The organism is Acinetobacter sp. NIPH 2699 (assembly GCF_022549355.1).
In the GTDB taxonomy this organism is placed as follows: Bacteria; Pseudomonadota; Gammaproteobacteria; order Pseudomonadales; family Moraxellaceae; genus Acinetobacter.
The window spans coordinates 158,425-185,349 of sequence record NZ_JAKZGL010000005.1; the positions used below are offsets into that span (position 1 = coordinate 158,425).

The 26,925-nt window shown below is 39.6% G+C and carries 24 protein-coding genes; 12 read left to right on the plus strand and 12 right to left on the minus strand.

What is annotated here, in order from left to right; translation table 11 throughout:
- Positions 1-51: 51 nt before the first annotated feature.
- Positions 52-1,365 (plus strand): hypothetical protein, encoded by a 1,314-nt coding sequence (locus MMP72_RS07270; protein ID WP_241315905.1) that lies wholly within the window; start codon positions 52-54, stop codon positions 1,363-1,365.
- A 17-nt stretch (positions 1,366-1,382) separates the two neighbouring features.
- Here the strand turns inward: MMP72_RS07270 and hemJ are convergent, their stop codons facing one another.
- Together hemJ and MMP72_RS07280 are read right to left on the minus strand one after the other, a co-directional pair.
- A complete protein-coding gene (hemJ, locus tag MMP72_RS07275; RefSeq protein WP_241315907.1) occupies positions 1,383-1,835 on the minus strand; it encodes a protoporphyrinogen oxidase HemJ in 453 nt (150 codons plus the stop codon).
- Positions 1,836-1,853: 18 nt separating this feature from the next.
- The gene (locus MMP72_RS07280) at positions 1,854-3,083 is read right to left on the minus strand and encodes a beta-ketoacyl synthase N-terminal-like domain-containing protein (protein WP_241315909.1); all 1,230 of its coding nucleotides are present in this window, start codon (positions 3,081-3,083) and stop codon (positions 1,854-1,856) included.
- 290 nt (positions 3,084-3,373) lie between these two features.
- Between MMP72_RS07280 and MMP72_RS07285 the strand changes: the two genes are divergently transcribed.
- The 8 genes from MMP72_RS07285 to rimI all read left to right on the plus strand — a co-directional run bounded on the left by MMP72_RS07285 (position 3,374) and on the right by rimI (position 12,389).
- Entirely contained in the window at positions 3,374-4,723 is a 1,350-nt protein-coding gene (locus MMP72_RS07285) for an EcsC family protein (RefSeq protein ID WP_241315911.1), read from the plus strand.
- Between the two features lie 170 nt (positions 4,724-4,893).
- Positions 4,894-5,268 (plus strand): 30S ribosomal protein S12, encoded by a 375-nt coding sequence (gene rpsL, locus MMP72_RS07290; RefSeq protein WP_004648013.1) that lies wholly within the window; start codon positions 4,894-4,896, stop codon positions 5,266-5,268.
- A gap of 160 nt (positions 5,269-5,428) precedes the next feature.
- On the plus strand, positions 5,429-5,899 hold the full coding sequence (rpsG, locus tag MMP72_RS07295; RefSeq protein WP_003653285.1) for a 30S ribosomal protein S7: 471 nt from the start codon (positions 5,429-5,431) through the stop codon (positions 5,897-5,899).
- A 178-nt stretch (positions 5,900-6,077) separates the two neighbouring features.
- A complete protein-coding gene (gene fusA / locus MMP72_RS07300; protein WP_241315913.1) occupies positions 6,078-8,216 on the plus strand; it encodes an elongation factor G in 2,139 nt (712 codons plus the stop codon).
- Between the two features lie 92 nt (positions 8,217-8,308).
- Positions 8,309-9,499, plus strand: coding sequence for an elongation factor Tu (gene tuf, locus MMP72_RS07305; RefSeq protein ID WP_241315915.1), 1,191 nt, complete (start codon positions 8,309-8,311; stop codon positions 9,497-9,499).
- A gap of 267 nt (positions 9,500-9,766) precedes the next feature.
- Positions 9,767-10,648: a metal-dependent hydrolase gene (locus MMP72_RS07310; RefSeq protein ID WP_241315917.1), complete on the plus strand. Its 882-nt coding sequence runs from the start codon at positions 9,767-9,769 to the stop codon at positions 10,646-10,648.
- Positions 10,649-10,952: 304 nt separating this feature from the next.
- On the plus strand, positions 10,953-11,837 hold the full coding sequence (locus tag MMP72_RS07315; protein ID WP_241315919.1) for a metal-dependent hydrolase: 885 nt from the start codon (positions 10,953-10,955) through the stop codon (positions 11,835-11,837).
- 93 nt (positions 11,838-11,930) lie between these two features.
- Positions 11,931-12,389: a ribosomal protein S18-alanine N-acetyltransferase gene (gene rimI, locus MMP72_RS07320; protein WP_241315921.1), complete on the plus strand. Its 459-nt coding sequence runs from the start codon at positions 11,931-11,933 to the stop codon at positions 12,387-12,389.
- 292 nt (positions 12,390-12,681) lie between these two features.
- Here rimI and MMP72_RS07325 read toward each other — a convergent pair whose 3' ends face one another.
- The 4 genes from MMP72_RS07325 to trxB all read right to left on the minus strand — a co-directional run bounded on the left by MMP72_RS07325 (position 12,682) and on the right by trxB (position 16,963).
- Entirely contained in the window at positions 12,682-13,497 is an 816-nt protein-coding gene (locus MMP72_RS07325; RefSeq protein ID WP_241315923.1) for an arginyltransferase, read from the minus strand.
- Between the two features lie 28 nt (positions 13,498-13,525).
- Positions 13,526-14,257, minus strand: a complete 732-nt coding sequence (gene aat, locus MMP72_RS07330) for a leucyl/phenylalanyl-tRNA--protein transferase (protein WP_241315925.1) — start codon at positions 14,255-14,257, stop codon at positions 13,526-13,528.
- 86 nt (positions 14,258-14,343) lie between these two features.
- Positions 14,344-15,900: a class I SAM-dependent methyltransferase gene (locus MMP72_RS07335; protein WP_241315927.1), complete on the minus strand. Its 1,557-nt coding sequence runs from the start codon at positions 15,898-15,900 to the stop codon at positions 14,344-14,346.
- Between the two features lie 112 nt (positions 15,901-16,012).
- Complete coding sequence (trxB, locus tag MMP72_RS07340) at positions 16,013-16,963, minus strand: thioredoxin-disulfide reductase (protein WP_241315929.1); 951 nt, start codon at positions 16,961-16,963, stop codon at positions 16,013-16,015.
- A 302-nt stretch (positions 16,964-17,265) separates the two neighbouring features.
- Between trxB and MMP72_RS07345 the strand changes: the two genes are divergently transcribed.
- Together MMP72_RS07345 and rhtC are read left to right on the plus strand one after the other, a co-directional pair.
- Positions 17,266-20,307, plus strand: coding sequence for a DNA translocase FtsK 4TM domain-containing protein (locus MMP72_RS07345; protein ID WP_241315931.1), 3,042 nt, complete (start codon positions 17,266-17,268; stop codon positions 20,305-20,307).
- Positions 20,308-20,434: 127 nt separating this feature from the next.
- The gene (rhtC, locus tag MMP72_RS07350) at positions 20,435-21,052 is read left to right on the plus strand and encodes a threonine export protein RhtC (protein ID WP_241315932.1); all 618 of its coding nucleotides are present in this window, start codon (positions 20,435-20,437) and stop codon (positions 21,050-21,052) included.
- A 34-nt stretch (positions 21,053-21,086) separates the two neighbouring features.
- Here rhtC and MMP72_RS07355 read toward each other — a convergent pair whose 3' ends face one another.
- The 6 genes from MMP72_RS07355 to MMP72_RS07380 all read right to left on the minus strand — a co-directional run bounded on the left by MMP72_RS07355 (position 21,087) and on the right by MMP72_RS07380 (position 25,464).
- Positions 21,087-21,374, minus strand: a complete 288-nt coding sequence (locus tag MMP72_RS07355; RefSeq protein ID WP_005150979.1) for a PA4642 family protein — start codon at positions 21,372-21,374, stop codon at positions 21,087-21,089.
- 121 nt (positions 21,375-21,495) lie between these two features.
- On the minus strand, positions 21,496-21,768 hold the full coding sequence (minE, locus tag MMP72_RS07360) for a cell division topological specificity factor MinE (RefSeq protein ID WP_004670120.1): 273 nt from the start codon (positions 21,766-21,768) through the stop codon (positions 21,496-21,498).
- A gap of 2 nt (positions 21,769-21,770) precedes the next feature.
- Positions 21,771-22,583, minus strand: a complete 813-nt coding sequence (minD, locus tag MMP72_RS07365; protein ID WP_241315934.1) for a septum site-determining protein MinD — start codon at positions 22,581-22,583, stop codon at positions 21,771-21,773.
- Between the two features lie 59 nt (positions 22,584-22,642).
- Positions 22,643-23,362, minus strand: a complete 720-nt coding sequence (gene minC, locus MMP72_RS07370; protein ID WP_241315936.1) for a septum site-determining protein MinC — start codon at positions 23,360-23,362, stop codon at positions 22,643-22,645.
- 106 nt (positions 23,363-23,468) lie between these two features.
- A complete protein-coding gene (locus tag MMP72_RS07375) occupies positions 23,469-24,527 on the minus strand; it encodes a preprotein translocase subunit SecA (protein ID WP_241315938.1) in 1,059 nt (352 codons plus the stop codon).
- 4 nt (positions 24,528-24,531) lie between these two features.
- A complete protein-coding gene (locus tag MMP72_RS07380) occupies positions 24,532-25,464 on the minus strand; it encodes an acyltransferase (protein WP_241315941.1) in 933 nt (310 codons plus the stop codon).
- A gap of 396 nt (positions 25,465-25,860) precedes the next feature.
- Here MMP72_RS07380 and MMP72_RS07385 point away from each other — a divergent pair, with 396 nt between their 5' ends.
- A complete protein-coding gene (locus MMP72_RS07385; protein WP_241315943.1) occupies positions 25,861-26,514 on the plus strand; it encodes an OmpA family protein in 654 nt (217 codons plus the stop codon).
- The last annotated feature ends 411 nt before the right edge of the window (positions 26,515-26,925 follow it).

Sequence of the window (26,925 nt, forward strand, 5' to 3'; positions counted from 1 at the left end):
TTTCTTAGCGTTTGCGAAATGCAATGACGATTATTCAATATGGGGGATTCTTTGAAAAAATTAAAGCCATTTTTATTTGTTGCTATGATTGGGGTATTGTTCATTACTATTTTCATACTGTGGTTGCAACATGATGAACCACTCAATGATACCACTCATGAGTTGTTTGCTTTACAGCAGGATTATCAATCTGATTTGACGGAGCATCCATATTTTCTTGCTTTGGGACTTGATGCAAAACAGAATATTGATCCTATGCTTTTGGGGCGGCTGCGTTATCATCAGTATTGGGCATATTATTTTACAGCGCCTTTGAGTGAATGGGATGCTCAGAATCGTCTGGAATTAAACATTGCTCAAAAATTTAAAGGTTCAGGTATTGATGGGCATAGCAAAGAACTGTTAGCAAATTTGTCTAAGGATCGAGATAAGGGGATTGATCTAGAATTATTAGCGAAGAATAAACAGCAATTGAATTTAAGCTTTGAAAAGAATCAATATTTGGTTCAAAGATATCTAAATTTGATACATCAAAAGAATTATCGTGATTTGTCATTGCCAGCAAACTCAGCCCTGCTGGATTATTCGAATATGATGAATATTCATTACCTATATATTTCAAAATTAGCGATGGATCGGGATGCAGTATTGTTAAAAAGCTATATTGATCAGTTGATGTTGATCTATGCAGATACCACAAGTTTGATTTATAAAATGCTATTATACAGAATGATTGATTCATCACTTACACTCCTTCATTTTTTAGTGGATGAAGTCGATTCTCAGGTGAATGTGATGCCAATGACGAAGCAGCAATTTTCTTATCGAAAGGTCTTTGCTGGTGAGCTACGGTTCATAACAACAGGTTTACCGAGCTATGAAAATGATATAAAAAATGCTTCTAGTCATAGTGAGGTTATTGATAATTCATCCGCTATGGGTTTCATTGGAAAATCAAATTTATTTTTTCTACCAAACATGACGATCAATCAGTTTGCTCGTCAATATCAACCTTATATTGCATTGTCTGAGTCTCCGTATCTGAAATTTAAAGCAGAAGTGAATTTAATTGGGAAGCAAGAACAGGATCAGCAACAGCTATTTAAGCTCAAAAACTATATCGGCAATATTCTTGTGAATATCGGGAGTCCAAGTTTTGTTGACTATATTGTGAGATCAAGACTTCTAGATCATAAAATACGTGTTTTTAATGTATTACATGGCGGAAAAGAGTGGGATTTAGAGCAATTAAATTTAAATAAGGATGGGTATACGTTTTATCAAACGCAGCATGAACTTTGTATCCGTAGTCCTTATTTGAAGAAGATAGATTGGAATCAGGATAGTTGCCTCACTATTCAATGAAGCAAAAAAAACCTCAGTTAGAACTGAGGTTTTACAACAACTAAAATGATGATCGCAAATAAAAGTAGGGTTGGCATCTCATTAAAGACGCGCCAAAACTTATGCGATTTGTAGTGAGCATTGCCAATCAGCTTTTTGCGGTAATAACCACACACAAAATGGTAAATCACCAATAAACCAACCAAACCTACTTTCAGATAAAACCATAATGCCTCATGGTAATGTCTGGTTGCATCTCCCCAATCCACAAGGAAATGGGCAGTGATTAATGTGGCAATCATAGAGGGCCACATAATGCCACGATATAACTTGCGCTCCATCACTTCAAAGCGCTGGTGACTGATCGCATCTTCACTCATGGCATGATAAACATAAAGACGTGGTAAGTAGAACAAAGCAGCGAACCAACATACCACAGCAATAATATGTAATGCTTTTACCCACAAGAAAGCATCAGAAGGTGCATCCATCGATAATCCTAGGTGGGATTATGCATCCCACTTCTTGAAAATAAGGCAAGCATTAACGCCGCCAAAACCAAAACTGTTACTCATTACAGTATTCAGTTTTGCATCACGTTTTTCAAGTACAATATCGAAACCTTGAGCGCCTTCATCAAGCTCTGTGACATTGATGTTTGGTGCAATAAAGTCATTTTGCATCATCAATACCGAATAAATTGCTTCCTGAACGCCAGCCGCACCTAAGCTATGACCTGTCATCGACTTGGTTGAACTTAATGGTGGAACTTGCCCTGCGCCAAAAGCACGTTCCATAGCTTTAAGTTCCGTGACATCACCCGCTGGGGTAGAGGTACCGTGGGTATTGACGTAATTCACTTGATCTACGCCATGTTGTTTTGCTTCTTCAAGTGCCATCAAAATACAACGCGTTGCACCTTCACCACTTGGCGCAACCATGTCTGCACCATCACTATTTGCGGCATAAGCAACGACTTCAGCTAAGATTTTTGCACCGCGTGCTTGGGCGTGTTCGAGTGACTCTAATATTACAAAACCACCACCACCCGCGATCACGAAGCCATCACGATCTTTTGAGTAGGGGCGTGAAGCAGTTTCAGGTGTGTCATTGTATTTTGAACACAGCGCACCCATTGCATCAAAGAGTAAACTTTGTGACCAGTGATCTTCTTCACCACCACCAGCAAGCATCAGATCTTGTTTACCCAATTGAATGAGGTTGTAGGCATAACCAATTGCATCAGCAGATGTTGCACATGCACTGGTAATTGAGTGGGCAACACCTTGTAATTTAAATGCAACGCCGACATTGGCTGTGATGGTGTTACTCATATTACGTGGTACGAAGAACGGACCAATTTTACGAGCACCTTTTTCTTTAAGCAGTTCTGTCATTTCAACAACAGATGCTGTTGAGTTGCCACCACTACCACCCGCAATACCATAGCGAGGGTTGTTGGCTAAATCTTCTTGTTTAAGTCCTGCATGTTCTACTGCTGCCACAGCGGCATTGTAGGCATACATCGCACAAACGCCCATAAAGCGTTTTACTTTACGGTCAATACCATCAAAATCTTGTTCTGCGGCTGCGCTGACATGGCTTTTAAAGTTTAGTTCGGCATAAGTTGGGTTAAAACGTGTCCCAGAGATTCCATTTTTTAACGAATGAGTGACCTCTTCTAAAGAGTTACCGATGCATGAATTGATGCCCATACCAGTGATTACAACACGTTTCATTTACTGATCCCTTTTATGGTAATACTAAGCCTTGTCTATCATCGCTATGAACAATAACGAGGAGAATATAATGATTAAAACGGCTTATGAGTGAATGACATCATGATAACAGAAAGGTTTTTTATTTCTTATGGCAAATTTTATGTCTATTTTCGATTGTGTAAATATTCGTAATGGTCAGGGATGTTGAACAGAAACATGATGAAAGTATACAGATAAACATTGAGATAAATCTGTATTCAACCTAGTATTTACCTAGAAATGCACAGAATATAGAACAGAGGTACTTGATGACAAAATCTAAAAACAAACCATCTTCGGGTTTATTTGCACAAGCCTTTGGAGTGGCTAAAAAGCTCAGTTCGGAATTGCAAAAATTACAAGTTGCCCCAACGACTTCTGGTACGGCAGGTCTTGATTCATCCAAGGTGATTGAAGGAAATGCACGTTTGAAGAGTCCGTTTGAGGTGGAAAAATATGAAAGTCCACAACAAATGTTGCGTCAACAATTTCCCAAGTTATCGCATCAATTGTTGGGCCGTCATTACACCAAGGTCAACAATGTGGCCTCTTTTATCTCCCCTGATTTAAGTGAAAAAGTTTCAGACTATTTGTTTCAGTGGTTAAATGAATTTAGTTCAAATAGCTCAATGACTGAAAAAATCCTTGAGGAAGCTGGAGTAACAGAAGTCGCGGAGTTGACGAAGGATACGGGTCGCTCACAGCGTTTAAGTCAGGCATTGATTGAACAAAATAAATTGTTGGCTACTGCTCAGGGTTTCGTAACCGGGGCTACTGGTATATGGGGTGCAGCCATTGATATTCCTGCTTCAATCGTTTTGGCACTTAGAACAATTTATCAAACAGGCCGTTCTCATGGGTTTGACCTGACAGAGGAAATTGATCAAGACGTTGTTGCTTTTATTTTTAAAGAAATTGATTTGGGCATCGTTGCCGAGAAACAGACATTATTACTCGCTTTAAAAGCACTTAAATCTATGCTGGAAACTCATGATTTGCAGCAATTTCAACAACTATTGGGTTCAAATAATGATATTGAACTCGTCAAGAAATGGTTGGTGGATGAACAAGGGCAATTTAAATGGGGCTGGTTGAATCATATTCCTCAAGTGTCGGTCATTGGTAAATTGACTCCAGTTGCTGGTGCCGTATTGGGCGGTTTTTATAGTTGGAGATTTTTGGAAGATGTTGGACATAAATCTCAATCGGTGTTTGGTGCAGCGCGTTTCTATCTAACTGAACATCCAACGGAAAAGATTTCACCATTAGAGGCTTATTATAAGGCTGAAGCTTTGTTGAGAAAGGCCAGTCCAAAATTGCTGAACGCTACAGGGGGGGAATCACATCAAGCAATCGTATCGGATGATGTGAAAAATAATGTGATTACCAACGTAACTGTTCAATTGAAAGAAGACGTGCCGACGCAAGCACAAACTAATGACAAAGTAGAGCACGGCATTCAGCAGCTTGCTGAGCAATATGTTGTAGAACATGAGCATACTGAGCAACAGCCAGCTTTAAAAGTAGAGCAAAATGAGTCGTTTACGGATGAAGATCAAGAGGTTGTGGGTGAGAAAAAAACCATTGATATAGAGCCTGCTTCTACGAAACACAGTTAATTTTTTTGATCGCGTATTTATAGGCTCAAAAAACAATTTAATTCTAAGAATGGTCAACATTTGCTGTGTATTGCAATGTTGACCATTTGTGCTTCTTAGCTTACAATTATGTGCCCTTGAAAAGAGGTGTTTTTCTTTTTGAGGTTGTTTAATAACGGGAGAATTGCCAAATGGCAACAACAAATCAGTTGATCCGTAAGGGTCGTACAACTTTGATTGAAAAATCAAAAGTTCCTGCGTTGAAGGCTTGTCCACAACGTCGTGGTGTATGTACACGTGTTTACACGACTACACCTAAAAAACCAAACTCAGCAATGCGTAAGGTTTGCCGTGTTCGCTTGACTTCAGGTTTTGAAGTATCTAGCTATATCGGTGGTGAAGGTCATAACTTACAAGAGCACAGTGTTGTTCTTATCCGTGGTGGTCGTGTTAAAGACTTACCAGGTGTACGTTACCATACCGTTCGTGGTTCTTTAGACTGTGCTGGCGTTAAAGATCGTAACCAGTCACGTTCTAAATATGGTACGAAACGTCCTAAGAAGTAATTCTAGGAAACTCGCACAAGCAATCCTTTAGCGTTTCGCTTGTTTGAATTCTTCATAGATTTGTAATTCAAGCGACGTATAGTAAGGCCAGCGTAGAGTACATGACACTTGTACAAACTGCTGGATTATCCTGAAGTGTCATATTATTAGGTGTATTAAAATGCCAAGACGTCGCGTAGTCGCTGCTCGTGAGATCCTTCCAGATCCAAAATTTAGCAGCCAAACAATCGCTAAATTCATGAACCACGTAATGCAAGATGGTAAAAAATCTGTTGCTGAAGGTATCGTTTACGGTGCTTTAGAACGTGTTCAAGAAAAAAACAAAGTAGACCCAGTTGAGTTTTTCGAGACTACTCTTGAGAAAGTTCGTCCTATGGTCGAAGTAAAAGCACGCCGTGTTGGTGGTGCTACTTATCAAGTACCTATGGAAGTACGCCCATCCCGTCGTACTGCCTTAGCAATGCGTTGGTTAGTAGATGCTGCTGCTAAGCGTTCTGAAAAAACGATGGCTTTACGTCTTGCTGGTGAGTTGCTTGATGCAGCTGAAGGTAAAGGTTCTGCGATCAAAAAACGTGAAGACGTGCATCGTATGGCTGAAGCCAACAAAGCCTTCTCTCACTACCGTTTCTAAACGGATAAAACAGTCCCTTATCAGGAGAATATTCATGCGTACAGCAGCTCGATTCAACATCGCTCTCTATCAAAGTGGGGGCTTTGCGGGTATTTAAGTTGCCTGCTTGGATATTCGTGCGCATCAATTTCATTGATGCGCCCTGTTTTAAATATAACATTTAGGAATGTAAGACATCATGGCTCGCCAAACTCCAATTAGTAATTACCGTAACATTGGTATTTCTGCGCACATTGACGCAGGTAAAACAACTACAACAGAACGTATTTTGTTCTACACAGGTGTATCTCACAAAATTGGTGAAGTACACGATGGTGCAGCAACAATGGACTGGATGGAACAAGAGCAAGAGCGTGGTATTACCATTACTTCTGCTGCAACGACTTGTTTCTGGTCAGGTATGAGTAGCCAATTTCCACAACACCGTATTAACGTAATTGACACCCCGGGACACGTTGACTTCACAATTGAAGTTGAACGTTCTATGCGTGTTCTTGACGGTGCATGTATGGTTTACTGTGCAGTTGGTGGTGTACAACCTCAGTCTGAAACTGTATGGCGTCAAGCAAACAAATATAAAGTGCCTCGTTTAGCATTCGTGAACAAGATGGACCGTACTGGTGCAAACTTCTTCCGTGCTGTTGAGCAAGTTAAAACTCGTTTAGGCGGTAATCCTGTGCCTATCGTTGTACCAATTGGTGCAGAAGATACGTTTGCAGGTGTTGTTGATCTTATCGAAATGAAAGCGATTATCTGGGATGAAGCATCTCAAGGTATGAAGTTTGAATACGGTGAGATTCCTGCTGACCTCGTTGATACTGCAAACGAATGGCGTACTAAGATGGTTGAAGCTGCGGCTGAAGCATCTGAAGAGTTAATGGACAAGTACTTAGAAGAAGGTGATCTTTCTAAAGAAGAAGTCATCGCTGGTCTTCGTGCTCGTACATTGGCATCTGAAATCCAAGTGATGCTTTGTGGTTCAGCGTTCAAGAACAAAGGTGTTCAACGTATGTTGGATGCTGTCATTCAATTCTTACCTTCTCCAACAGAAGTTAAAGCAATTGAAGGTATTCTTGACGACAAAGCTGAAACTAAAGCGACTCGTGAAGCATCTGATGATGTTCCGTTCTCTGCACTTGCGTTCAAAATCATGAACGATAAGTTCGTAGGTAACTTAACATTCGTACGTGTTTACTCTGGTGTGCTTAAACAAGGTGATCCGGTTTATAACCCAGTTAAATCTAAGCGTGAACGTATCGGTCGTATCGTGCAAATGCATGCGAACGAACGTCAAGATCTTGATGAAATTCGTGCAGGTGATATCGCAGCGTGTGTAGGTCTTAAAGACGTGACTACGGGTGATACACTATGTGATGAGAAAAACATCATTACACTTGAGCGTATGGAATTCCCAGAGCCAGTAATTTCATTGGCTGTTGAACCAAAAACTAAAGCTGACCAAGAAAAAATGTCAATCGCTTTAGGTCGTTTGGCGAAGGAAGATCCATCATTCCGCGTTCGTACAGATGAAGAATCTGGTCAAACCATTATTGCCGGGATGGGTGAGCTTCACCTTGATATTCTTGTTGATCGTATGAAGCGTGAATTTAACGTTGAAGCGAACATTGGTAAACCAATGGTTGCTTACCGCGAAACAATCAAAAAGACTGTTGAGCAAGAAGGTAAATTCGTACGTCAAACGGGTGGTAAAGGTAAGTTCGGTCATGTATATGTCCGTCTTGAACCGCTTGATGTTGAAGAAGCTGGTAAAGAATACCAATTCGTTGAAGAAGTTGTTGGTGGTGTAGTACCTAAAGAATTCTTCGGCGCAGTTGATAAAGGTATTCAAGAACGTATGAAGAATGGTGTCTTGGCTGGTTACCCTGTTGTGGGTATCAAAGCGACATTATTCGATGGTTCTTACCATGATGTCGATTCTGATGAATTGTCGTTCAAAATGGCGGGTTCTTACGCTTTCCGTGATGGTTTCATGAAAGCTGATCCGATCCTTCTTGAACCAATCATGAAAGTTGAAGTTGAAACTCCAGAAGACTACATGGGCGATATCATGGGTGACTTAAACCGTCGTCGTGGTATGGTTCAAGGTATGGACGATCTTCCTGGTGGAACAAAAGCAATTAAAGCAGAAGTTCCTCTTGCTGAGATGTTTGGTTACGCGACTCAAATGCGTTCTATGTCTCAAGGTCGTGCGACTTACTCTATGGAATTCGCTAAATACGCTGAAACCCCACGTAACGTGGCTGAAGGCATCATCGCTAAGTTCCAGACTGGCGGTAAAAAAGGTGACGACGAGTAATCTTTCGATTATTATATTACCCAACTAAAATTTAGTTAAAAACCAAGTGCTCATGGGTGACCCTCATGAGCAGTTTATAAAGGAAGATCATCATGGCTAAAGCCAAGTTTGAACGTAATAAACCACACGTAAACGTGGGTACAATTGGTCACGTTGACCATGGTAAAACAACTTTAACTGCTGCGATTGCAACTATTTGTGCAAAAACTTACGGCGGTGAAGCGAAAGATTACTCACAAATCGACTCAGCACCTGAAGAAAAAGCACGTGGTATTACCATTAATACATCACACGTAGAATACGATTCACCAATCCGTCACTACGCTCACGTAGACTGCCCGGGCCACGCCGATTATGTTAAAAACATGATTACTGGTGCTGCTCAGATGGACGGCGCGATCCTTGTATGTGCTGCGACTGATGGTCCTATGCCACAAACTCGTGAACACATCCTACTTTCACGTCAGGTTGGTGTACCGTACATCATCGTATTCTTAAACAAGTGTGACCTTGTTGATGATGAAGAATTACTTGAATTAGTAGAAATGGAAGTTCGTGAACTTCTTTCTACTTATGACTTCCCAGGTGATGATACTCCAGTGATCCGTGGTTCTGCGCTTAAAGCGTTGGAAGGCGATGCAGGTCCTTATGGTGAATCTGCTGTAATCGAATTAGTTGCTGCGCTTGACTCTTACATTCCAGAGCCAGAACGCGCAATCGACAAAGCATTCTTAATGCCAATCGAAGATGTATTCTCTATCTCAGGCCGTGGTACAGTTGTAACTGGTCGTGTAGAATCTGGTATCGTTAAAGTTGGCGAATCAGTTGAAATCGTTGGTATTCGTGACACTGTTGTGACGACTGTAACTGGCGTTGAAATGTTCCGTAAATTGCTTGACGAAGGTCGTGCTGGCGAGAACTGTGGTGTTCTTCTTCGTGGTACTAAGCGTGAAGACGTACAACGTGGTCAAGTACTTGCTAAGCCAGGTACAATCAAGCCGCACACTAAATTCGACGCAGAAGTATACGTACTTTCTAAAGAAGAAGGTGGTCGTCATACTCCATTCTTAAATGGTTACCGTCCACAGTTCTATTTCCGTACAACTGACGTAACTGGCGCAATCCAATTACAAGACGGCGTTGAAATGGTTATGCCAGGTGATAACGTTGAAATGTCAGTAGAATTAATTCACCCAATCGCAATGGACCCAGGTCTACGTTTTGCGATCCGTGAAGGTGGTCGTACTGTAGGTGCTGGTGTTGTTGCGAAAGTAACTCTCTAATCATCTAGAGTAAAAAAAAACACCCCGCTGGGGTGTTTTTTTATGCCTATTGTCTAATCTTTATTTTCTTGTGTCCGGAAATTTATATTTGATTATTTTTTCCTCTTGCTTCGAAATAAAGCGATGCTTTATTTCTTCTCATGTCCCAAACTGATACCTCACTGTCCTAAACTGCACTTAATTGATACCAATAAAACAGTAAGATAAAACTCAAGAAAATGAACAAAAGTACTCAGTGAGATATTTCACTTAAAAGGAGTAGGCTGTATGAATGCTAAAGTAAATATTTCTAATCGCGCAGGTGCGAGTTTTCCTGTACGTCGCATGAATTTTGATTTTGACCAAGTTCCTGAATATTGGATGAGTGGTTCAGCAGGTTTAACTCATTTTATGACAGCTCTATCTGCATTATTTCCAGATGGTGAAAAGCTGTTCATTGATTCTGTTCGTGCAGTTCGCCATCATCCTGCAATCAAAGATAATGAAGCACTACAAAAAGAAATCAGTGCTTTTATTGGTCAAGAAGCCATGCATACGCAAGAGCATGTTGGCTTTAACCAGTCTGCACAGAAATATGGTCATGATGTGACGACTTTGGAAAAACGTACAGCTAAACTGATTCAATTTACGCGTAAGAATTTTGCTAGAGTGGTTAAGCCATTTGGCATGACGCAGGAAATGGTTGATCTAACTGCAACGACAGCGTTAGAACATTTTACAGCGACCATTGCTTCGGAGTTATTGCGTAATCCACATATTCAAGAATTGATGACAGATGACACCATGTCATATATGTGGTTTTGGCACGCAGTTGAAGAAAATGAACATAAAGCAGTGGCTTATGATGTTTATGAGGGTATTTTTGGTCGTGGTATCAAAGCCTATGCATTGCGTAATAGCGCTTTAGTGGTGGCAATGGTACTTATTTTCTTGGCTCAATCATCATTTGTATTCCGCTTGCTTAAAGAAGATGGCAAATTGAATCTAAAAGAATTGGGTATGATTTATAAATATGGTTATAGTCCATCAAAAGGAATTATTGCAGGTATGGTCGGGGAAATGCTCGCCTATTTGAAACCAGGTTTCCATCCGAATGACTTGGATACTGTGCAGTTACTTAAAGATTGGAAAGCAAAGCTGGGCTTGTAATTTCTAGTTTCACCTATTAACTGTATGTTAAGAAAGGACAATTTTTATTGTCCTTTCTTGTTTTTTATTTCATGAAAACTGGATTTTATATTCTTATTAGACAAGTTTTCCTTGCGTTGGAAAAAAAGCGATGCTTTATTTCCCTTGCGTCGGAAAAATTAATACTTAATTAATTTTTCCTCCTCATGTCCTAAGATGATGCTTTTATGACCTTATCAGCACTTATTTAATGCATATAAAAGCGAGTATAACTAATAAATAGAGAACGATTAAAAAGAATATTCACATTATAGGAGAACAAGGTATGAATGCTAAAGTCAATATTTCAAACCGAGCTGGTGCCAGTTTTCCTGTACGCCGAATGGATTTTGAGTTTGGTGAAGTACCGCGCTATTGGGCAAATGGTGATGCTGCTTTGACTCATTTTATGACGGCATTATCCGCGTTGTTTCCAGAAGGTGAGCAATTCTTTGTTAATAGTACGCGTGCCGTGAGAAATGATCCTAAATTATCTGATCCTCAACTACAAAAAGAAATTAGTGCTTTTATCGGCCAAGAGGCTATGCATTCTAAAGAACATTTGGCTTTTAATGCATCTGCTCAATCGTATGGATATGATGTGCGGAAAATGGAAGCGCAGACTGGACGTTTGATTAACCGTACCATTGGTATCACCACCAAATTGCTTAAACCTTTTGGTTTTAGTAAAGAAATGATTGGTTTGACAGGAACATGTGCCTTAGAACATTTTACTTCGACGATTGCAGAAGAACTCTTGAGCAACCCAAATATTCAGGCAATGTTCCAAGATGAAACCATGTATCACCTTTGGATGTGGCATGCAGTAGAGGAAAATGAACATAAGGCGGTTGCTTTTGATGTATATGAAGCCATGTATGGGCGAGGTCCAAAAGCTTATTTCATGCGTTCACTGGCTTTGGTGATTGCAATGGGCTTAATCTTTATTACTCAATCTTATTTCACAGCAAAATTACTGAAAACGGATGGCAAGCTCACTTGGCGTGATACCAAATACATGATCAAATTTATGTATGGTTACAAAGGCTTTATATCGCGTCAGATTCCGACTTTACTCGATTTCCTAAGACCTCGGTTTCATCCGAATGATGATGATACCACTGAGCTATTGAATAAATGGCGTACTGAATTAGGTTTTAATCCCAGTTAACTTCAACGGACAGTGAAAACTGTCCATTTTTTTATTCAAATTTTGTATTAAATTGCTGATAATCACAGCATCATATTTATAGAGTAGTACATCTTGATCCGTTTGATGCAAGAAAGCGATTTGGATAGTGTGGTTGCAATTGAGCGTTTGGTACAAACACATCCATGGTCTAAGCAACAGTTTCAAGAATCATTAGCTTCTTATCAATGCACTGTATATGAGCAGGCACACCAAATTGTGGGCTTTTGCATCTTACAGCCTGTGTTGGATGAAGCAAATTTATTACTGATGGCCATTCACCCAAGTCAGCAAGGGAAGGGGCTGGGCTATGAATTATTGGATCATTCAATTGAACAATTAAAAAACAATCCGATTCAGATTTTCTTAGAAGTAAGAGAAAGTAATACCGCCGCGATTAGTTTATATGAAAAAGCGCAATTCCATCAAATTGATTTACGCAAAAATTATTATCCAAATGGTGATGGTTCAAGAGAGCATGCTGTGATTATGGTCAAAACATGCACTGATGATTTTGCAGCTTTATTTCAATAAGGCTATTTAACCTGAGTTCGACTTAAATATTTCTTTAACTTATTGAAAAATAATTATCTTGACGGAGTCTTGCTGAGTTCTCATCCAATTTCAGGATAAGCTTTCAGCTGGACTTACTTTTGTTTCGGCAAAAGTAAGCAAATCCATTGTCATCCGCAAAACTCGTTGACTACCATCACTTCGTTTAATTCATCGCAGAAACAGCACTTTATTAATCAAGTCCTGTCTTAAACAATTGCGAATGACGTTTCCTAGTATCATGTTTCATCAAGGATTTTATATCGAACTTGGATTATTTAATAATCAGGTTATTCCATTCAGATGGCAGTGTGCTCATTAACGAATTTCCAAGTTGTTGAATTTCATTATCTGAAAGGGGGCGGTTGAGTCTACGCCATTGTCCATCGAGTAATAATTCGAGTGGTGTATATTGCGATTTATAATTCATTTTTTGTGAATGTGGGACCCAGTAACCGAGATAGAGATAATCGAGGTTCAGGGTGCGGACATATTCAATTTGTTTAAGGATCGCAAAGACACCCAAAGAGCGGCGTTGTTCATTTGGATCAAAAAAAGTATAAACGGCAGATAGCCCATCATCCATTAGATCGCAGGTTGAAACACCAATCAGCTTTTGATCTTTCCATAGTTCAAGAAAGAAGCTTTCAGTACAGCTATGTACAAGGAATTTTTCAAACTGGTCAAGGTTGGCTGGATACATATCACCATCTGCATGACGTTCATTGATATAGCGCTCATATAAATCGTAATGTTGTTGCGTGGCCTGAGAGGTAGGCAAAATACTCATTTGTAAATCTTGGTTGCGTTTCCATGCTTTTTTCTGGCTGCTATTCATTTGAAATTCTTGAATAGGAACGCGACAAGATAAACATTGGCGACACAAGTGACATTCAGGGCGATACACAAAATCACCACTACGACGAAAACCGACGCGAGAAAGTTCTGACAAAGTCACCACGTCAATACGGTGAATTGGATCTAAAAATACCATCCGAGCAGATTTGCTATCTAAATAGCTACAGTCATGCGGTGGCGTGATGTAATACTGTAAGTCATTTAAAAGGGACTTGGGTTGGTATGATTTCATGAATCTGTCCCTCCAAGGTGTTCATCCGTTAACCGTCTAATTTTGCATTAACTGCTATTGTTTTACTTGAAAATACACGTTCTTGATAGCTTTTCCAATTGATAGGGGGGGCAATAATTACATCTTGTAACGATTTTAGATATATTTGGCGAGAAAGTGTACGCGCGCCTAAACTTATCAGGTGTTCGTTGACCAGTTGACAGTCAATCCAAGGCAACTGATTTTCTTGTCCAATCAACATCAGTGCATAAAATGCCATTTTAGAGACATCGGTTTCAGTGCTAAACATGGATTCACCAAAACAGCCGTTGCCAATGCTGACGCCATATAAGCCACCTACAAGTTGTTGTTGATTCCAGACTTCCACACTATAAGCATAGCCCGCTTCGAATAAAGTACAATAGCCTTGAATAATATCTTCGCTAATCCACGTTTCATTGGCATAGCTACGAGGCATTGAACAAGAGCGGATGACATCTTCAAAAGCATGGTTAACGGTAATCCGATAATCATGCTTTTTCATATTACGGATTAAGGATTTGCTGGGCTTGTATGCTTGTGGTTCGATAATGCAGCGGGGATCGGGACTCCACCAGCAAATTGGCTCATCTTCATTGAACCAAGGAAACAATCCGTGGGTATATGCTTCGAATAAAGTAGAAGGGGATAGATCTGCGCCAATACAGATAAATCCATGTCCGTCAGGATCTGCTTCTATTGGATCTGGAAAAGTGTATTGAGATAAGGGGAGCAGTTGCATGATCAAAAAAGCAAATAAGAATGATTCTAAACTAACGTAAGTGAAATAGAATGGCAATCATTGAAGACTACCATTCAAGTAATAGATTATTTAAATAAACGAAGTTGTTTAGCAATTTCTATTTTTTTACTGTCGATAAAGACTTGTGCTTTAGCTTGAATAATTTCAAGACTTTTTACTTTATCAGAGACTGTCGCACCATTTTTATCTAAAACGAGCCATCCGAGTTGAGCAATAACACTTTGAACATAATTGGCAAAATCACTTGCAGTTTCTAAGCCATCAATAAAATGTGCACGATAAAATAATTGATGGAAGTGTTCTGTAGGAATACCAATTCCAGTGATTGGGCTGATTAAAACACTATAGTTTTGATGAAAACTTGCTTGTTTTAAAATATAGTGATTTAAATTTTGGCAATGTAAGATTGTTTTTTCAGTTGGTTCAAGATTCTGACATGGTTGAGCCAGTCCAAGATGACACAAAATAACCAATGCATTTAAAATTTTTGCGTAGTTTAATTCAGGAAAACTTGATTCTAAGTCAGCAATTGTTAATGGTTGATAATGACTTTCAGCAAATTTATTACCAATAGGTTGATATATTTCTTCAATTAAATTGAATGTGCCTAATAGCCCATTGATACTGGCTGGCAATTGCTCTTTCGCAGTAAGCAGAACAAAAGCTGTTTTACGCAATTTTTCTTGGACTTGTAATGGCGTTAAATTATTTTTTCCTCGAATAAATAGGTCACGTCTAAATTGTGTATTTGCGAAATAGTCTCGACATTGTTCTTTAAATACTGGATGTTCAATTGCATTTAAAAACTGTTGATGTTCGTCAGAGAAATTAATATTGTCTAAATGAGAACCTAGATCAGTAGAACCAGCGTAGGACAGTTTGATTTCATCAAGTATACGAACGATTTGTTGGAATGAAAAACATTGCCAATCTTGGTTTAAATATTCATGAATTAAGTAGTTTGGATTTTGTTGCTTTAATTCTGCAACTTTTTGTAATGCATTAGGATTACGTTGAGCAAAAACAGGATTTTGTTTAAGTAACTCATCACTAAAATTTAATGCTTCATTCACTTTTTGAATTGGATTCGTGCTTTTACTATTAAACTTAAAATGGCTATGGAATAGCTCGCGAATCGGCATATTGGCAGCCCAACCCGTTACACAGTTATAACTGATATATACAATGCCGTTTGGCTTTAAAAATTTGCGTATAAATTTTAAAATAATATGTTGATTTTCATAACTAATCCAGCTCCAAATGCCATGTAAGCTGATAGAGTCAAACATCGGTAAATCATGGCGATTAAGAAGCTCTTCAAAGCTATCATCGTAAAAAAAATGTTCCACATGGCTTTGTTCTGCTAATTGATTGGCATGTGCTGCATGAGCAGGGTTAAAGTCAGTACCGTAGAACTTAGCTTCGTTACTTGTGGCATGGATATTTATACTAACCCCTTGTCCAAAACCGAGTTCGCAATGGTTGTGGTTTTCCTGAAAATCAGGACTTGCAATGCCATTGAGTAGTAAGCAGAACTTTTGAAAGTTTGGGCTTAGGTCTCGATAGTAACCATAGGTGTAATTTACTTCAGTTTGATAGCCATTGGTCCATGTTGTTGTCATTTATATAATCCACTCATCAATTTTTGTTTAAAAATTCCTCATGTTTTTGATTGTATTGATGGTTTATAAAAAAAACCACCAAAAAATTGGTGGTTTTTTCATGAATTGTAAATTAGTTCAAATTGTCGAGATATTTCTCAGCATCTAAAGCTGCCATACAGCCTGAACCAGCCGAAGTAATCGCTTGACGATAAATACTGTCTGCTACATCACCCGCTGCGAATACACCTTCGATCGATGCCGCAGTCGCGTTACCAGCGGTGCCACTATGAACTTGGATATAGCCATCACGTAAGTTCAATTGACCGTCAAACATACTTGTATTCGGCTTATGGCCAATTGCAACGAATAGACCTTGAACTTGAACATCTTGGGTATTTGAGTCTTGAGTTGATTTGATACGAACAGCGGTAACACCTGTTTTATCACCAAGAACTTCGTCGATCTGATGGTTCCAGATAATACTGATTTTGCCTTCTTTTTCTTTTGCGAAAAGATGGTCTTGTAAAATCTTTTCTGAACGTAAGCTGTCACGACGATGAACTAAAGTGACATGTGCAGCGATGTTAGAAAGATAAAGTGCTTCTTCTACAGCGGTATTACCACCACCGACAACCATCACATTTTGGTTCTTATAGAAGAAGCCATCACATGTTGCACAGGCACTCACACCTTGACCCATAAATGCAGTTTCAGATTCAAGACCTAAATATTGTGCAGTCGCACCTGTCGCAATAATAAGCGCATCACAGGTGTATTCACCCATGTCGCCCTTTAACACGAATGGGCGAGTTTTAAGATCAACTTCATTAATATGATCATAGACAAGTTCTGTACCGAAACGTTCTGCATGGGCTTGCATGCGATCCATCAGTACTGGGCCAGTCAATCCTTCAGGATCACCCGGCCAGTTATCTACTTCAGTGGTCGTGGTCAATTGACCACCCAGTTGTAAACCAGCGATGAGCGTTGGTTTGAGGTTAGCACGTGCAGCATAAACTGCAGCGCTGTAACCTGCAGGACCAGAACCCAGAATAATTAATCGTGAGTGACGAGCGCTCATTCAAGAACATCCTTCTTATATTGAAAATGCTAAAATTATACGTGAATCCGCACAAATTGGGGGCAAATCCGTGTGGATAATATTGATAAGTTCAATCGAAATAGGCTATATCATGTTTGGTGAATTGATTGTTCCAAAAATCATGTGTTGGAAATGGCAATAGCCCGTCGATGTTAACAACAACAGTAAACAATCGTGCATCTTTTTTTTTATAACGAGTGCATAATATAAAACTTATTGATTAAGGTAAGTTAGACCTTAAAAGATACTAACAAATAACGAATTGGGTTACAGGACTGTATATGACTGCGGTGTCAAGTGTTTATGCACAACGCTTTTTAATGACATTATTTTTAATTTCTTTTGGCATTTATCTATTTCTTGCCACAGTGACCTACACACCTTTTGATCCGGGTTGGATGCATATTTCCAGTGATACCCAGCATGTTTCAAATGCAAGTGGGGTCGCTGGCGCTTGGATCGCAGATTTATTATTTGGTTTCTTGGGCTGGGCAAGCTTACTTATTCCTTTATTTTTATTTATAGAGGCAGTACAGGTTTGGTGGCCAAGAAGCTTCCTAAACTTACCTTTTCGTTATGCTGCGCAATTCTTTCTGATTTTATCGATCTCGAGTTTATTGTATTTACACTGGAATACGCCTGCGGACACGCTTGATAATGCTGCTGGCGGCATTATTGGTTATGAGTTAGGACAAAGTTTATCTCATTTGCTTACCATTTATGGTGCGACCTTGTTTTTACTGGCGTTTAGTATTTTATTGATTACTTTGGCTTTTGGTATTCAATGGAATAAAACATGGTTGATGTTGAAAAAGACACCGGCTTATTTACAAGATTTATTTTATAGAAATGTGCCACAGCATGAGTCTGCTTATGACCGTACCGAGCAATTGGCGGTATCAGAAATACCTGTAATCAAAAATAAAGTCGCAGCACAGGCCGAATCTGAAGCTCAGCAAGCAAATATAGCCAGTCAAATGGCAGATGATGTTCAGGCTAAAACAGCAAAAGTCGATGACTCACATCACCAGTTTTTGGCTGAAAAGTTATTTGCAGATGTAGTTGCGAAAGAGCAACAAAGTATTCAACCACAACAGACTTCGCAAACCGAAGATTTTGAGCAAACTTTACAACGAGCACATCAATTTGAGACAGAAAGTCAGCGCTTAGTCCAAACAGGTGAGGTATGGCGTGCACTACAAAGTGATGATGCCAATCATAAGCAGGAAATTGATGCACTGCTCAGAGCTGCGGATGATGTAAATTCTTCTACAGCAGTACAGCATTCGCAACCAGAATCTGTGACGCAGAAAAGTAATCATAGCCATTTAGATTGGAATGATGATCAAATTTTTGACGAGCTATTGGCCGCAGTACCGAATACCAAGACAGCGACGGATTTACACACGCCATTTACGCATGAGATCCAACAAACTGCTCATCGCACAGTGGAAGTGGATACGGACGTCGGTTCAGTTGTAAGTGAATCAACAGCGACAAAAAATCTTTATTCGCCTACACCATCTAGCCAAAATACAAATCTAGATGCACAAGATGATTTCGATCATTTTAATGATCTTTTAGTTGAAAGTGAGCAAGACAAAATAATAACGCCAACGAGCAGTACCTCTCATTTACAAGCGGCTACTGTTAATGCCTCAGCCGAGATGCAAAAAGAAAAGCTGTCCAAAGAAGCCTTTATTGAAGCATGGCAAGAAACAGCAGGTAAGGCAGAAACAGATTTAGATCTAGACGAAGATTTTGATTTGGATGCGCCATTAACCGATACATTTGGGCGTCCAATGTCACGTGCGATGCAAGTTGCGCAGAAACGCCGTGACTTGCCAACGTTGCCGGGCTTAGAGTTGTTGGATAAGGTTGATCCAAACAAAAAGGTAAATTTTACAGCGGAGCAATTGGCGCGACTTTCTGAATTGTTGGAAATTAAGCTACAAGAATTCAATGTAAAAGCACAGGTGGTTGAAGCTCAACCTGGACCTGTGGTTACGCGTTTTGAACTTGATCTTGCCCCTGGTGTTAAAGCATCTAAAGTGACCAATATTTCGCGTGATTTAGCGCGTTCAATGTCGATGGCATCTGTACGGGTGGTAGAAGTCATTCCGGGCAAACCTTATATTGGTATTGAAGTTCCAAACAGCACGCGTGAAATGGTGCGTTTGATTGAGTTATTGACCATTCCTGCTTTTACCGATCCAAGTAGCATTCTTTCTATGGCTATGGGGAAAGATATTTCAGGTAATCCTGTTATTGCAGATTTGGGTAAAGCACCACACATGTTGGTCGCAGGGACGACTGGTTCAGGTAAATCAGTTGCGGTCAACTCGATGATTTTGTCGATGTTGCTTAAATATACGCCTGACCAATTGCGTTTGATCTTAATTGATCCGAAACAGCTTGAATTAGCCAATTATAATGATATCCCGCACTTATTAACGCCTGTTGTAACCGACATGAAAGATGCAGTGAGCGCATTGAATTGGTGTGTCAATGAAATGGAACGTCGTTATAAACTGATGTCATTTCTGAAAATTCGTAAGCTCAGTGACTACAACCGCAAAGTTGAAGAGGCGATTGCCAATGGTGAGGATTTAATCGATCCAACGTGGAAGCCAAGTGATTCTGCAACACAAGAACGTGCATCTCGTTTGACGCCGTTACCTTCGATTGTGATTGTTGCGGATGAGTTTGCCGATATGATCATGCAGGTCGGTAAAAAAGCGGAAGAAATGATTACGCGTTTAGCACAAAAATCTCGTGCGGCTGGGATTCATTTACTCCTCGCAACGCAACGTCCATCTGTAGATGTGATCACTGGTTTGATTAAAGCCAATATCCCAACGCGTGTCGCATTACGTGTAAACAGTAAGATTGACTCTCGTACGATCTTGGATGCGGGTGGGGCAGAAGACTTGCTTGGTCATGGTGATATGTTGTTCTTAGGGCCGGGTAAAATTGAGCCTGAACGTGTTCATGGTGCATTTATTAGTGATGATGAGGTCAATCGTATTTGTGATGCATGGCGCGAACGTGGTGAGCCTGACTATGTTGATGAGATCTTGACACCTTTTGATGAGGAGTCTTCTTCACGTGGTTTTGAAGATGGAGATGGTGATCCAAATCGTGATGCGCTTTATGATCAATGTGTCGCCTTTGTTTTGGAAACACGCAAAGCTTCAACCTCCTCTTTACAGCGTAAATTCAGCTTAGGTTATAACCGAGCTGCACGTATTATCGACCAGATGGAAGAAAATGGCATCGTCAGTGCCATGGGTGCAAATGGCAAACGAGATATTCTCGTTTAACGATAAAAGTGTAATAAGAAAGCCTCTATCTTGAGGCTTTTCTATTTATATTTCTCTATTTTTATATGGTAATAATCACATTTTTTATTTAAGCTTACGCTTTGGAATCCCATTGCTAGGGTGAGCTATGTTAGTCGCATTGAGTACGCTAATCTTTATTCATTTTTGTGCATTAATTACACCCGGACCAGATTTCTTTTTGGTCTCGCAAACGGCGATTAGTCGTTCTCGTAAAGAAGCGGTATTAGTGGTTTTAGGAATTTGCATCGGTGCAATGCTTTGGTCACTTTTGGCTTTGATGGGACTCAATATCATTTTTGAGAAAATGGCTTGGCTTAAACAAGGACTTTTGATTGCAGGTGGCTTATATTTGTGCTGGCTTGGTTTTCAAATGCTGCGCTCGGCTTTCTCCAAAGGGGATCAGACGGTAAACTCTATTGTCTTACCTCAGTCACCTTATTTATTCTTTATGAAAGGATTGCTAACCAATCTTTCTAATCCTAAAGCTATTATCTATTTTGGTAGTGTATTTTCTCTATTTTTAACCAATCCTTTATTTGATCAGCATCATTCATTACTTTTTATTATTGTTTCAGTTGAAACTGCTTTGTGGTTTACCTTGGTCGCATTTGTATTTTCTTTACCTACATTTCGCAATGCTTATCAAAACTTTGCAAAATGGATTGATGGTGTTTCAGGCGGAATTTTCACCTTGTTAGGTGTTTATTTGATTGGTAGTCGATAGTCGAAAAAAATGCCTGCATCATGCAGGCATTTTTTTATGCAAATTTTGCTAAGACTTCTAAGAAACCATCTTTCTGACGTGGAAACTGTGCAATCACGTCATGAATACGCTGTCCTTCAGGATTAGTTGCATTCAAGTCACGACCATCAGCCAAAAACTGAGTAATCAATCGCTCATAGTCATTTGGACGCATGTGTTTAAATGCATGGTAGAGGACATGAAAGTCCGCGTTGACACCTGTAGGTGGAAGCTGGTTGAGGTAGGCAAAAACACGCTCATCTGACCATTCTTCATTGAAAGTTGCTGGCTGTGATAATGCCATGACAGTCTCCTCAGTCTTAAAATAATAAAGGCAAAATCCTTGAAGTGGGGGAAAGCCATGCTTTCCGAATCCACTCGCGTATTTTGCCTTTATTTGCGAAAAATCGCTAATGAAAAAACTACTATCGATCTTCAGGTAAATTGATATTCATTTCTAACATTTCGATATTTGCCTCTGAACGAACTTGCATTTGAATATGCTGTTCATCCACACCTCGAACGTAACGACTAACGACCTGCATGATTTCTTTTTTCATTTGGTCAATTTTGTCTTGGCTTAAACGACGACCTAAGCCTTGTTCAGATGCAACAATTACCTTTAGACGATCTTTGGCAGTTTGTGCACTTGATGACTTCTCATCACTGCTAAATAGTTTACTCCAGAATCCTGCCATCATTACGCTCCAAATAGTCTAGCTAACCAACCTCTTGGCTGTACCACAATGTGTCGATAAGGACGTTCTTCACCAAGAAAACGAGCCACTAAATCATCATAGGCTTGACCCGCTTTTTCTTCTGAATAAAGAATAACTGGCTTACCTTCGTTCGATGCTTGAAGTACGCTCGGACACTCAGGAATAACACCCAAAGTCGGAACACGTAAAATATCTTTAGAAATGTCATCAATCGTTAGCATTTCTTGTCGATCTGCACGCTCAGGGTTGAAACGTGTGATACACAAGTGCTTACGGATACGACCTTCGTTTTGTTCAACTTTTTTAGTTTTGCTATCTAGCATACCAATGATACGGTCTGAGTCGCGAACAGACGAGATTTCAGGGTTTGTTACAATGATTGCTTCATCTGCATGATACATCGCTAAAATTGCACCACGCTCAATCCCTGCGGGTGAGTCACAAATGATGTAATCAAACTCTTGTGATAGTTCATCAATCACGCGTTGAACACCTTCATCACTCAAGGCATCTTTATCACGGGTTTGTGATGCAGGTAGGATGTATAAGTTCTCAATTTCTTTGTCACGAATGAGTGCTTGTTGTAAGCGAGCTTCGTTATTGATGACATTTACAAAGTCATAGACGACGCGGCGTTCGCAGCCCATGATCAAGTCAAGATTACGTAAACCTACATCGAAATCGATCACAACAGTTTTATGACCACGTTGGGCTAATCCTGTTGCAAAAGATGCGCTGGTCGTAGTTTTACCTACACCACCTTTGCCTGACGTTACGACAACAATTTTGGCCACCGAATCCACTCCTATTTATGGTCATACGCCCCTAAAAGGGCTTTTTTGGTGTTTATAAATTAAAACTGCAAGGTTTCAAATTCAAGCTCTTGCTTGGTGTTTAAATAAATATGTACAGGTTTCTTGATCAGATCTTTAGGAATATCATCTGCAACACAATATGTCCCAGCAATAGAGACCAATTCTGCTTCGAGAGAATTGCAAAAAATGCGTGCTGAAGTATGTCCACCTGCACCTGCAATGACTCTACCACGTGCATTACCATAAATGTGAATATTTCCAGATGCAATCACTTCAGAGCCGCTGTTCATACCTGCATTTAAGATGATATCGCCCAGATCTTGTACCAAACATTGTCCAGTACGCAAAATCTCATCATGATAAGAGGTGATATGCGTATGCGATGTGTTTTTTTGTGGTGTTTGTATTGCAGTAGTTTTGGTTTGATCTGCAGTTGGGTGAGCCACCACTTGTTCTTTAGAGGCTTTAATTCGCTGTAAGGGTTGATCTGCAGGTAAAACAGGGAATTGAATCGCTCTAGCCTCATCACCTAACAGGCCATCAATCACAGCCATAGGTTGCAGGCCTAAATCGATTAGCACTTGAATCAAAGCGATAAGTTCTTGTTCAACGGTACTGTCTATAATTACCAAAGTTCCTAAATAAGAACCTTCATTGAGTGTGCTCGTCAATTGCTGTCGGATTGCATTATGGTCATTTGTGTCGAAAGTTAATCGACTAAAATTCACCATTCTGCCCGTAATCCGTATATCAGCCATAATGTATCCTTCAGGGCTTTTAAGCACTCTAGTGTGTTATAAATAAAAGCAAATGCTAGAACAAATTACATCAATTCTCTAGCTTGAATAGTAAATTTTCTTGTAATCATTCTGCTTTTTTGTTCAATTGACCATTTTCATCCAGCATTTCTTGCCATTGCTTGACTCGGACTTGTTTGCTTATGGCTTCAATGCTTTCAAATACGACAGATTTAACCAGCTCTTCCAAATATTGATTGTCAATATTTAGCTCACTGATTTTTTGCGCAATCAGTTGAAAATTTTCATTGGGTTGCTGAGGTGAACCTGCTGTAAAAGGTTCGATTAAACCCGCGCTAATATTTTCCCCTAAGCGTTGACCGATACTTTGAATTTGTTGCTCAATCCGCCCACCGACAATTGGAATAAGGCGTAAGAGCTGAGTCAGTTCAGGTGTATCTTCGATGGCTTGGTTGACAATAATCCCCACTTTTTGTGTGATAGCAGGTCGTTGTTGTTGTAACGCGGTGGCCAAAGACTCTTGCAATAGCGAGGAGAGTGTAGTCACAAATAACTGACGGTGATGATCAACCAAATTATGAATGGTTTGTTGATGACTATTATTGGTTTTTAACTCATGCTTTAAACCATCAAGAACAGTCAGTACCACTCGATCAGAGAGTTCCTCCATCACCACACGATAATAAAATAAAAGCGTGCGCTGTATCTTTTCTGGAATGACCTGATAGCCCATTTCATATAAGCGGTAGGCGATAATCCCAGCCCGAAATAAACGTAGGAAACGTAAATAAGGAATAATGGCTAGAATTTCATAAAAATGGACAAATGGGAACCACCACCACCGCGCATGATGTTTGTTGATAATCGCAAAGATCCAACGCACAATCAGTTCGGAGATCAGAAAAATAATAAACCAAGCTTCAGTGGTGATGACCCAAGGATGTAAGTGAGTTCGATAGAAATCAAGAACGCTGAGGAGATGAATTTGTTGAAATAACCATTCCCCAAGAGAGCTCATCAGGAATAGGTTCATTCCCAGACAGAATAAATTAAATACAATAATAAACACCATAAAAGCGTCATAAATCAAAAATAGTCGAAAGGGCCAACTATTTCGATCAACGCTGTGATATTTAGATTTTGGTTTATTATTCTGCTGAGTCATAAACTTACTTAATGTCCGATGTCGTTGTATATTTTTCTTTCATTTGCTGAATGAGCTGATCTTTTTCAGTCCAGATCTGATCGACCCATTTTTGGAAGCGCTCACGAAATTCTGCATCATCTTCATAGTTGCCGCCAAGCACCCAGTCAGGTATCTCAATTTTACGTAAATCGACGGCAATCCGTGAAACATCACCCAACCAAAAATCACTATATTCGGGCGGACCATCAGGATAAACAATGGTCATATCAACAAAGGCATCTACTTTATCACCCAAGATATTTAACGCCAATGCTAAACCACCTGCTTTAGGCTTAAGAAGATTTTTATAGGGTGATTGCTGTTGAGCGTGTTTCTCAGGTGTAAAACGTGTACCTTCTAAATAATTTAATAAAGTAAAAGGTTGACTCAATAATTGTTCACAGGCTTTGCGTGCTTCGAGCATATCGCGAGATTTAAGCTCAGGATTTTTAGCAATTTGTTCTTTGGTATGACGCTTCATCATTGGGAAGCCTAAAATTTTAAAGGCTTGACCAACAAAAGGAATAAAGATCAGCTCCCACTTGGTGAAGAAGCGGGTGAGTGGCATACGGGTTAAACCAAAATATTGATTCACAGTGGTATCGACCCAGCTTTGATGATTACACATCATCAAATAGCGACCTTGTAACGTCAGATTGAGTTTTTCATCAATACTGATGTCCCATTTTAAATTTGGTAGTACATGTTCAATTAACTGGTTATTAATACCGATCCAGCTATTTGCAAGTTGAATGTTGGTTTCATCAACTTTTGCAGATTTTTTGAATAATTTTGTCAAACCTAACGCAAGCACTGGAGGACCATGTAAAAAGGTACTTCCAGTAATGACTGAACTAACGGTTAATCCTTTACTAATTTTTTGCAATAAAGATGCTTTTTTTTTGGCGGTAGACATAATCAAACCTTGAGTGCAAATGTTTAAAAAAAATAGATGATCCAACTATAAACAACAGAAATTGAAATACAACCGTATAATTGAGGATCTTGACAATTTTTATATATTTAGATGAATTGAGTTGAGTGTGTTGCTACAAAATATTAAAGCTTTTACTTAGGAATGAAACATGGGTATGCAGTAAACTTAACAATGAAAATGGTGATATTCTTTTTTGAGAGTAGCAGTGACGTTATAACGATGAAGGAAATGTGTTGCTTTATTCAAGTAAAGTGCATCAAAGTATTACAAAAATATAAATAAACTGTTTATTATTAACAAAATAGCAATGGTATGGCATCGTTTTCTCATTCATTATTCATCAAGACAACAAAATACATAGACAGGAGCTACGCAATGCGTGCATTAATGATTTCAACACTCGTAGGGGCTGGATTGGTACTTTCTGGTTGCCAAACTACTGGTAATAACATTGGCGGCGTAGAGTACGATAAAGCTGCTCTAGGTGCATTGATTGGTGCAGCAGCAGGTTATGGCGTATCAAAAGGTAATGCAAACAAATCTTCACAAAACAACCGTGCAGCGGCGATTGGTGCGGTGCTTGGTGGTGCAGGCGGTTTATACCTTGACAATAAAGAGAAAAAACTACGTCAACAAATGCAGGGTACTGGTGTAGACGTTGGTCGTAATCCAGATGGTTCTGTTCAATTGATTATGCCTGGTAGCATCACTTTTGATACCAATAAATCAAATATCAAGCCAAACTTCTATGCGACTTTAAACAAAGTTGCACAAGTTTTAGGTGAAGATAACCAAAGCGCAATTTTGGTAACAGGTTATACAGATAACACAGGTAATGATTCTATCAATATTCCTTTATCTCAAGCACGTGCTCAATCAGTTAAAAACTATTTAGCTGGTCAAGGTGTTTCGGGTGGTCGTATTGATGCACAAGGTTATGGTTCATCAAATCCGATTGCAGACAACAGTACTGCTTCAGGTCGTGAACAAAACCGTCGTGTTGAAATCAGCATTTATGCAAAACAGTAATTTCTACTGATTTTTAAAGAACCACCTTCGGGTGGTTTTTTTATTGCCTACAATTCTTGCGACAAGCTGTGGCGTAATAGAGGGGCTGTTGGCATTTCACAGATGCTTGCGACAGAGGCCATTTTTTAGACGATGCAAGACATGCTTTGCGAGATTTAGCTATTCTAAATGAGCAAAGCATAACGAAGTAGCGGCAAAAAATGTCCCTGTCCCGCAGGGTTATGGCTAAAACTTCCCCAAACTTCGTTATGAAACTTGACAAGGGGATCGCCATTGTCTGCGTTTCATGCCTTGTTTGAGTCGTTTTAGTCGATAACGCAATGCATGGCTGAAATGTCAACAGACCCTCAGGCAAGACATCATAATTTATACATATCCCAAGATTTATTATTGGGATTATAAAACAGAGAT

Coding starts and splice junctions, on each gene's coding strand:
- hemJ (WP_241315907.1), bottom strand. CDS start 1,835: ATGGATGCACCTTCTGATGCTTTCTTGTGGGTAAAAGCATTACATATT.
- MMP72_RS07280 (WP_241315909.1), bottom strand. CDS start 3,083: ATGAAACGTGTTGTAATCACTGGTATGGGCATCAATTCATGCATCGGT.
- MMP72_RS07285 (WP_241315911.1), top strand. CDS start 3,374: ATGACAAAATCTAAAAACAAACCATCTTCGGGTTTATTTGCACAAGCC.
- rpsL (WP_004648013.1), top strand. CDS start 4,894: ATGGCAACAACAAATCAGTTGATCCGTAAGGGTCGTACAACTTTGATT.
- rpsG (WP_003653285.1), top strand. CDS start 5,429: ATGCCAAGACGTCGCGTAGTCGCTGCTCGTGAGATCCTTCCAGATCCA.
- fusA (WP_241315913.1), top strand. CDS start 6,078: ATGGCTCGCCAAACTCCAATTAGTAATTACCGTAACATTGGTATTTCT.
- tuf (WP_241315915.1), top strand. CDS start 8,309: ATGGCTAAAGCCAAGTTTGAACGTAATAAACCACACGTAAACGTGGGT.
- MMP72_RS07310 (WP_241315917.1), top strand. CDS start 9,767: ATGAATGCTAAAGTAAATATTTCTAATCGCGCAGGTGCGAGTTTTCCT.
- MMP72_RS07315 (WP_241315919.1), top strand. CDS start 10,953: ATGAATGCTAAAGTCAATATTTCAAACCGAGCTGGTGCCAGTTTTCCT.
- MMP72_RS07325 (WP_241315923.1), bottom strand. CDS start 13,497: ATGAAATCATACCAACCCAAGTCCCTTTTAAATGACTTACAGTATTAC.
- aat (WP_241315925.1), bottom strand. CDS start 14,257: ATGCAACTGCTCCCCTTATCTCAATACACTTTTCCAGATCCAATAGAA.
- MMP72_RS07335 (WP_241315927.1), bottom strand. CDS start 15,900: ATGACAACAACATGGACCAATGGCTATCAAACTGAAGTAAATTACACC.
- trxB (WP_241315929.1), bottom strand. CDS start 16,963: ATGAGCGCTCGTCACTCACGATTAATTATTCTGGGTTCTGGTCCTGCA.
- MMP72_RS07345 (WP_241315931.1), top strand. CDS start 17,266: ATGACTGCGGTGTCAAGTGTTTATGCACAACGCTTTTTAATGACATTA.
- rhtC (WP_241315932.1), top strand. CDS start 20,435: ATGTTAGTCGCATTGAGTACGCTAATCTTTATTCATTTTTGTGCATTA.
- MMP72_RS07355 (WP_005150979.1), bottom strand. CDS start 21,374: ATGGCATTATCACAGCCAGCAACTTTCAATGAAGAATGGTCAGATGAG.
- minE (WP_004670120.1), bottom strand. CDS start 21,768: ATGGCAGGATTCTGGAGTAAACTATTTAGCAGTGATGAGAAGTCATCA.
- minC (WP_241315936.1), bottom strand. CDS start 23,362: ATGGCTGATATACGGATTACGGGCAGAATGGTGAATTTTAGTCGATTA.
- MMP72_RS07375 (WP_241315938.1), bottom strand. CDS start 24,527: ATGACTCAGCAGAATAATAAACCAAAATCTAAATATCACAGCGTTGAT.
- MMP72_RS07380 (WP_241315941.1), bottom strand. CDS start 25,464: ATGTCTACCGCCAAAAAAAAAGCATCTTTATTGCAAAAAATTAGTAAA.
- MMP72_RS07385 (WP_241315943.1), top strand. CDS start 25,861: ATGCGTGCATTAATGATTTCAACACTCGTAGGGGCTGGATTGGTACTT.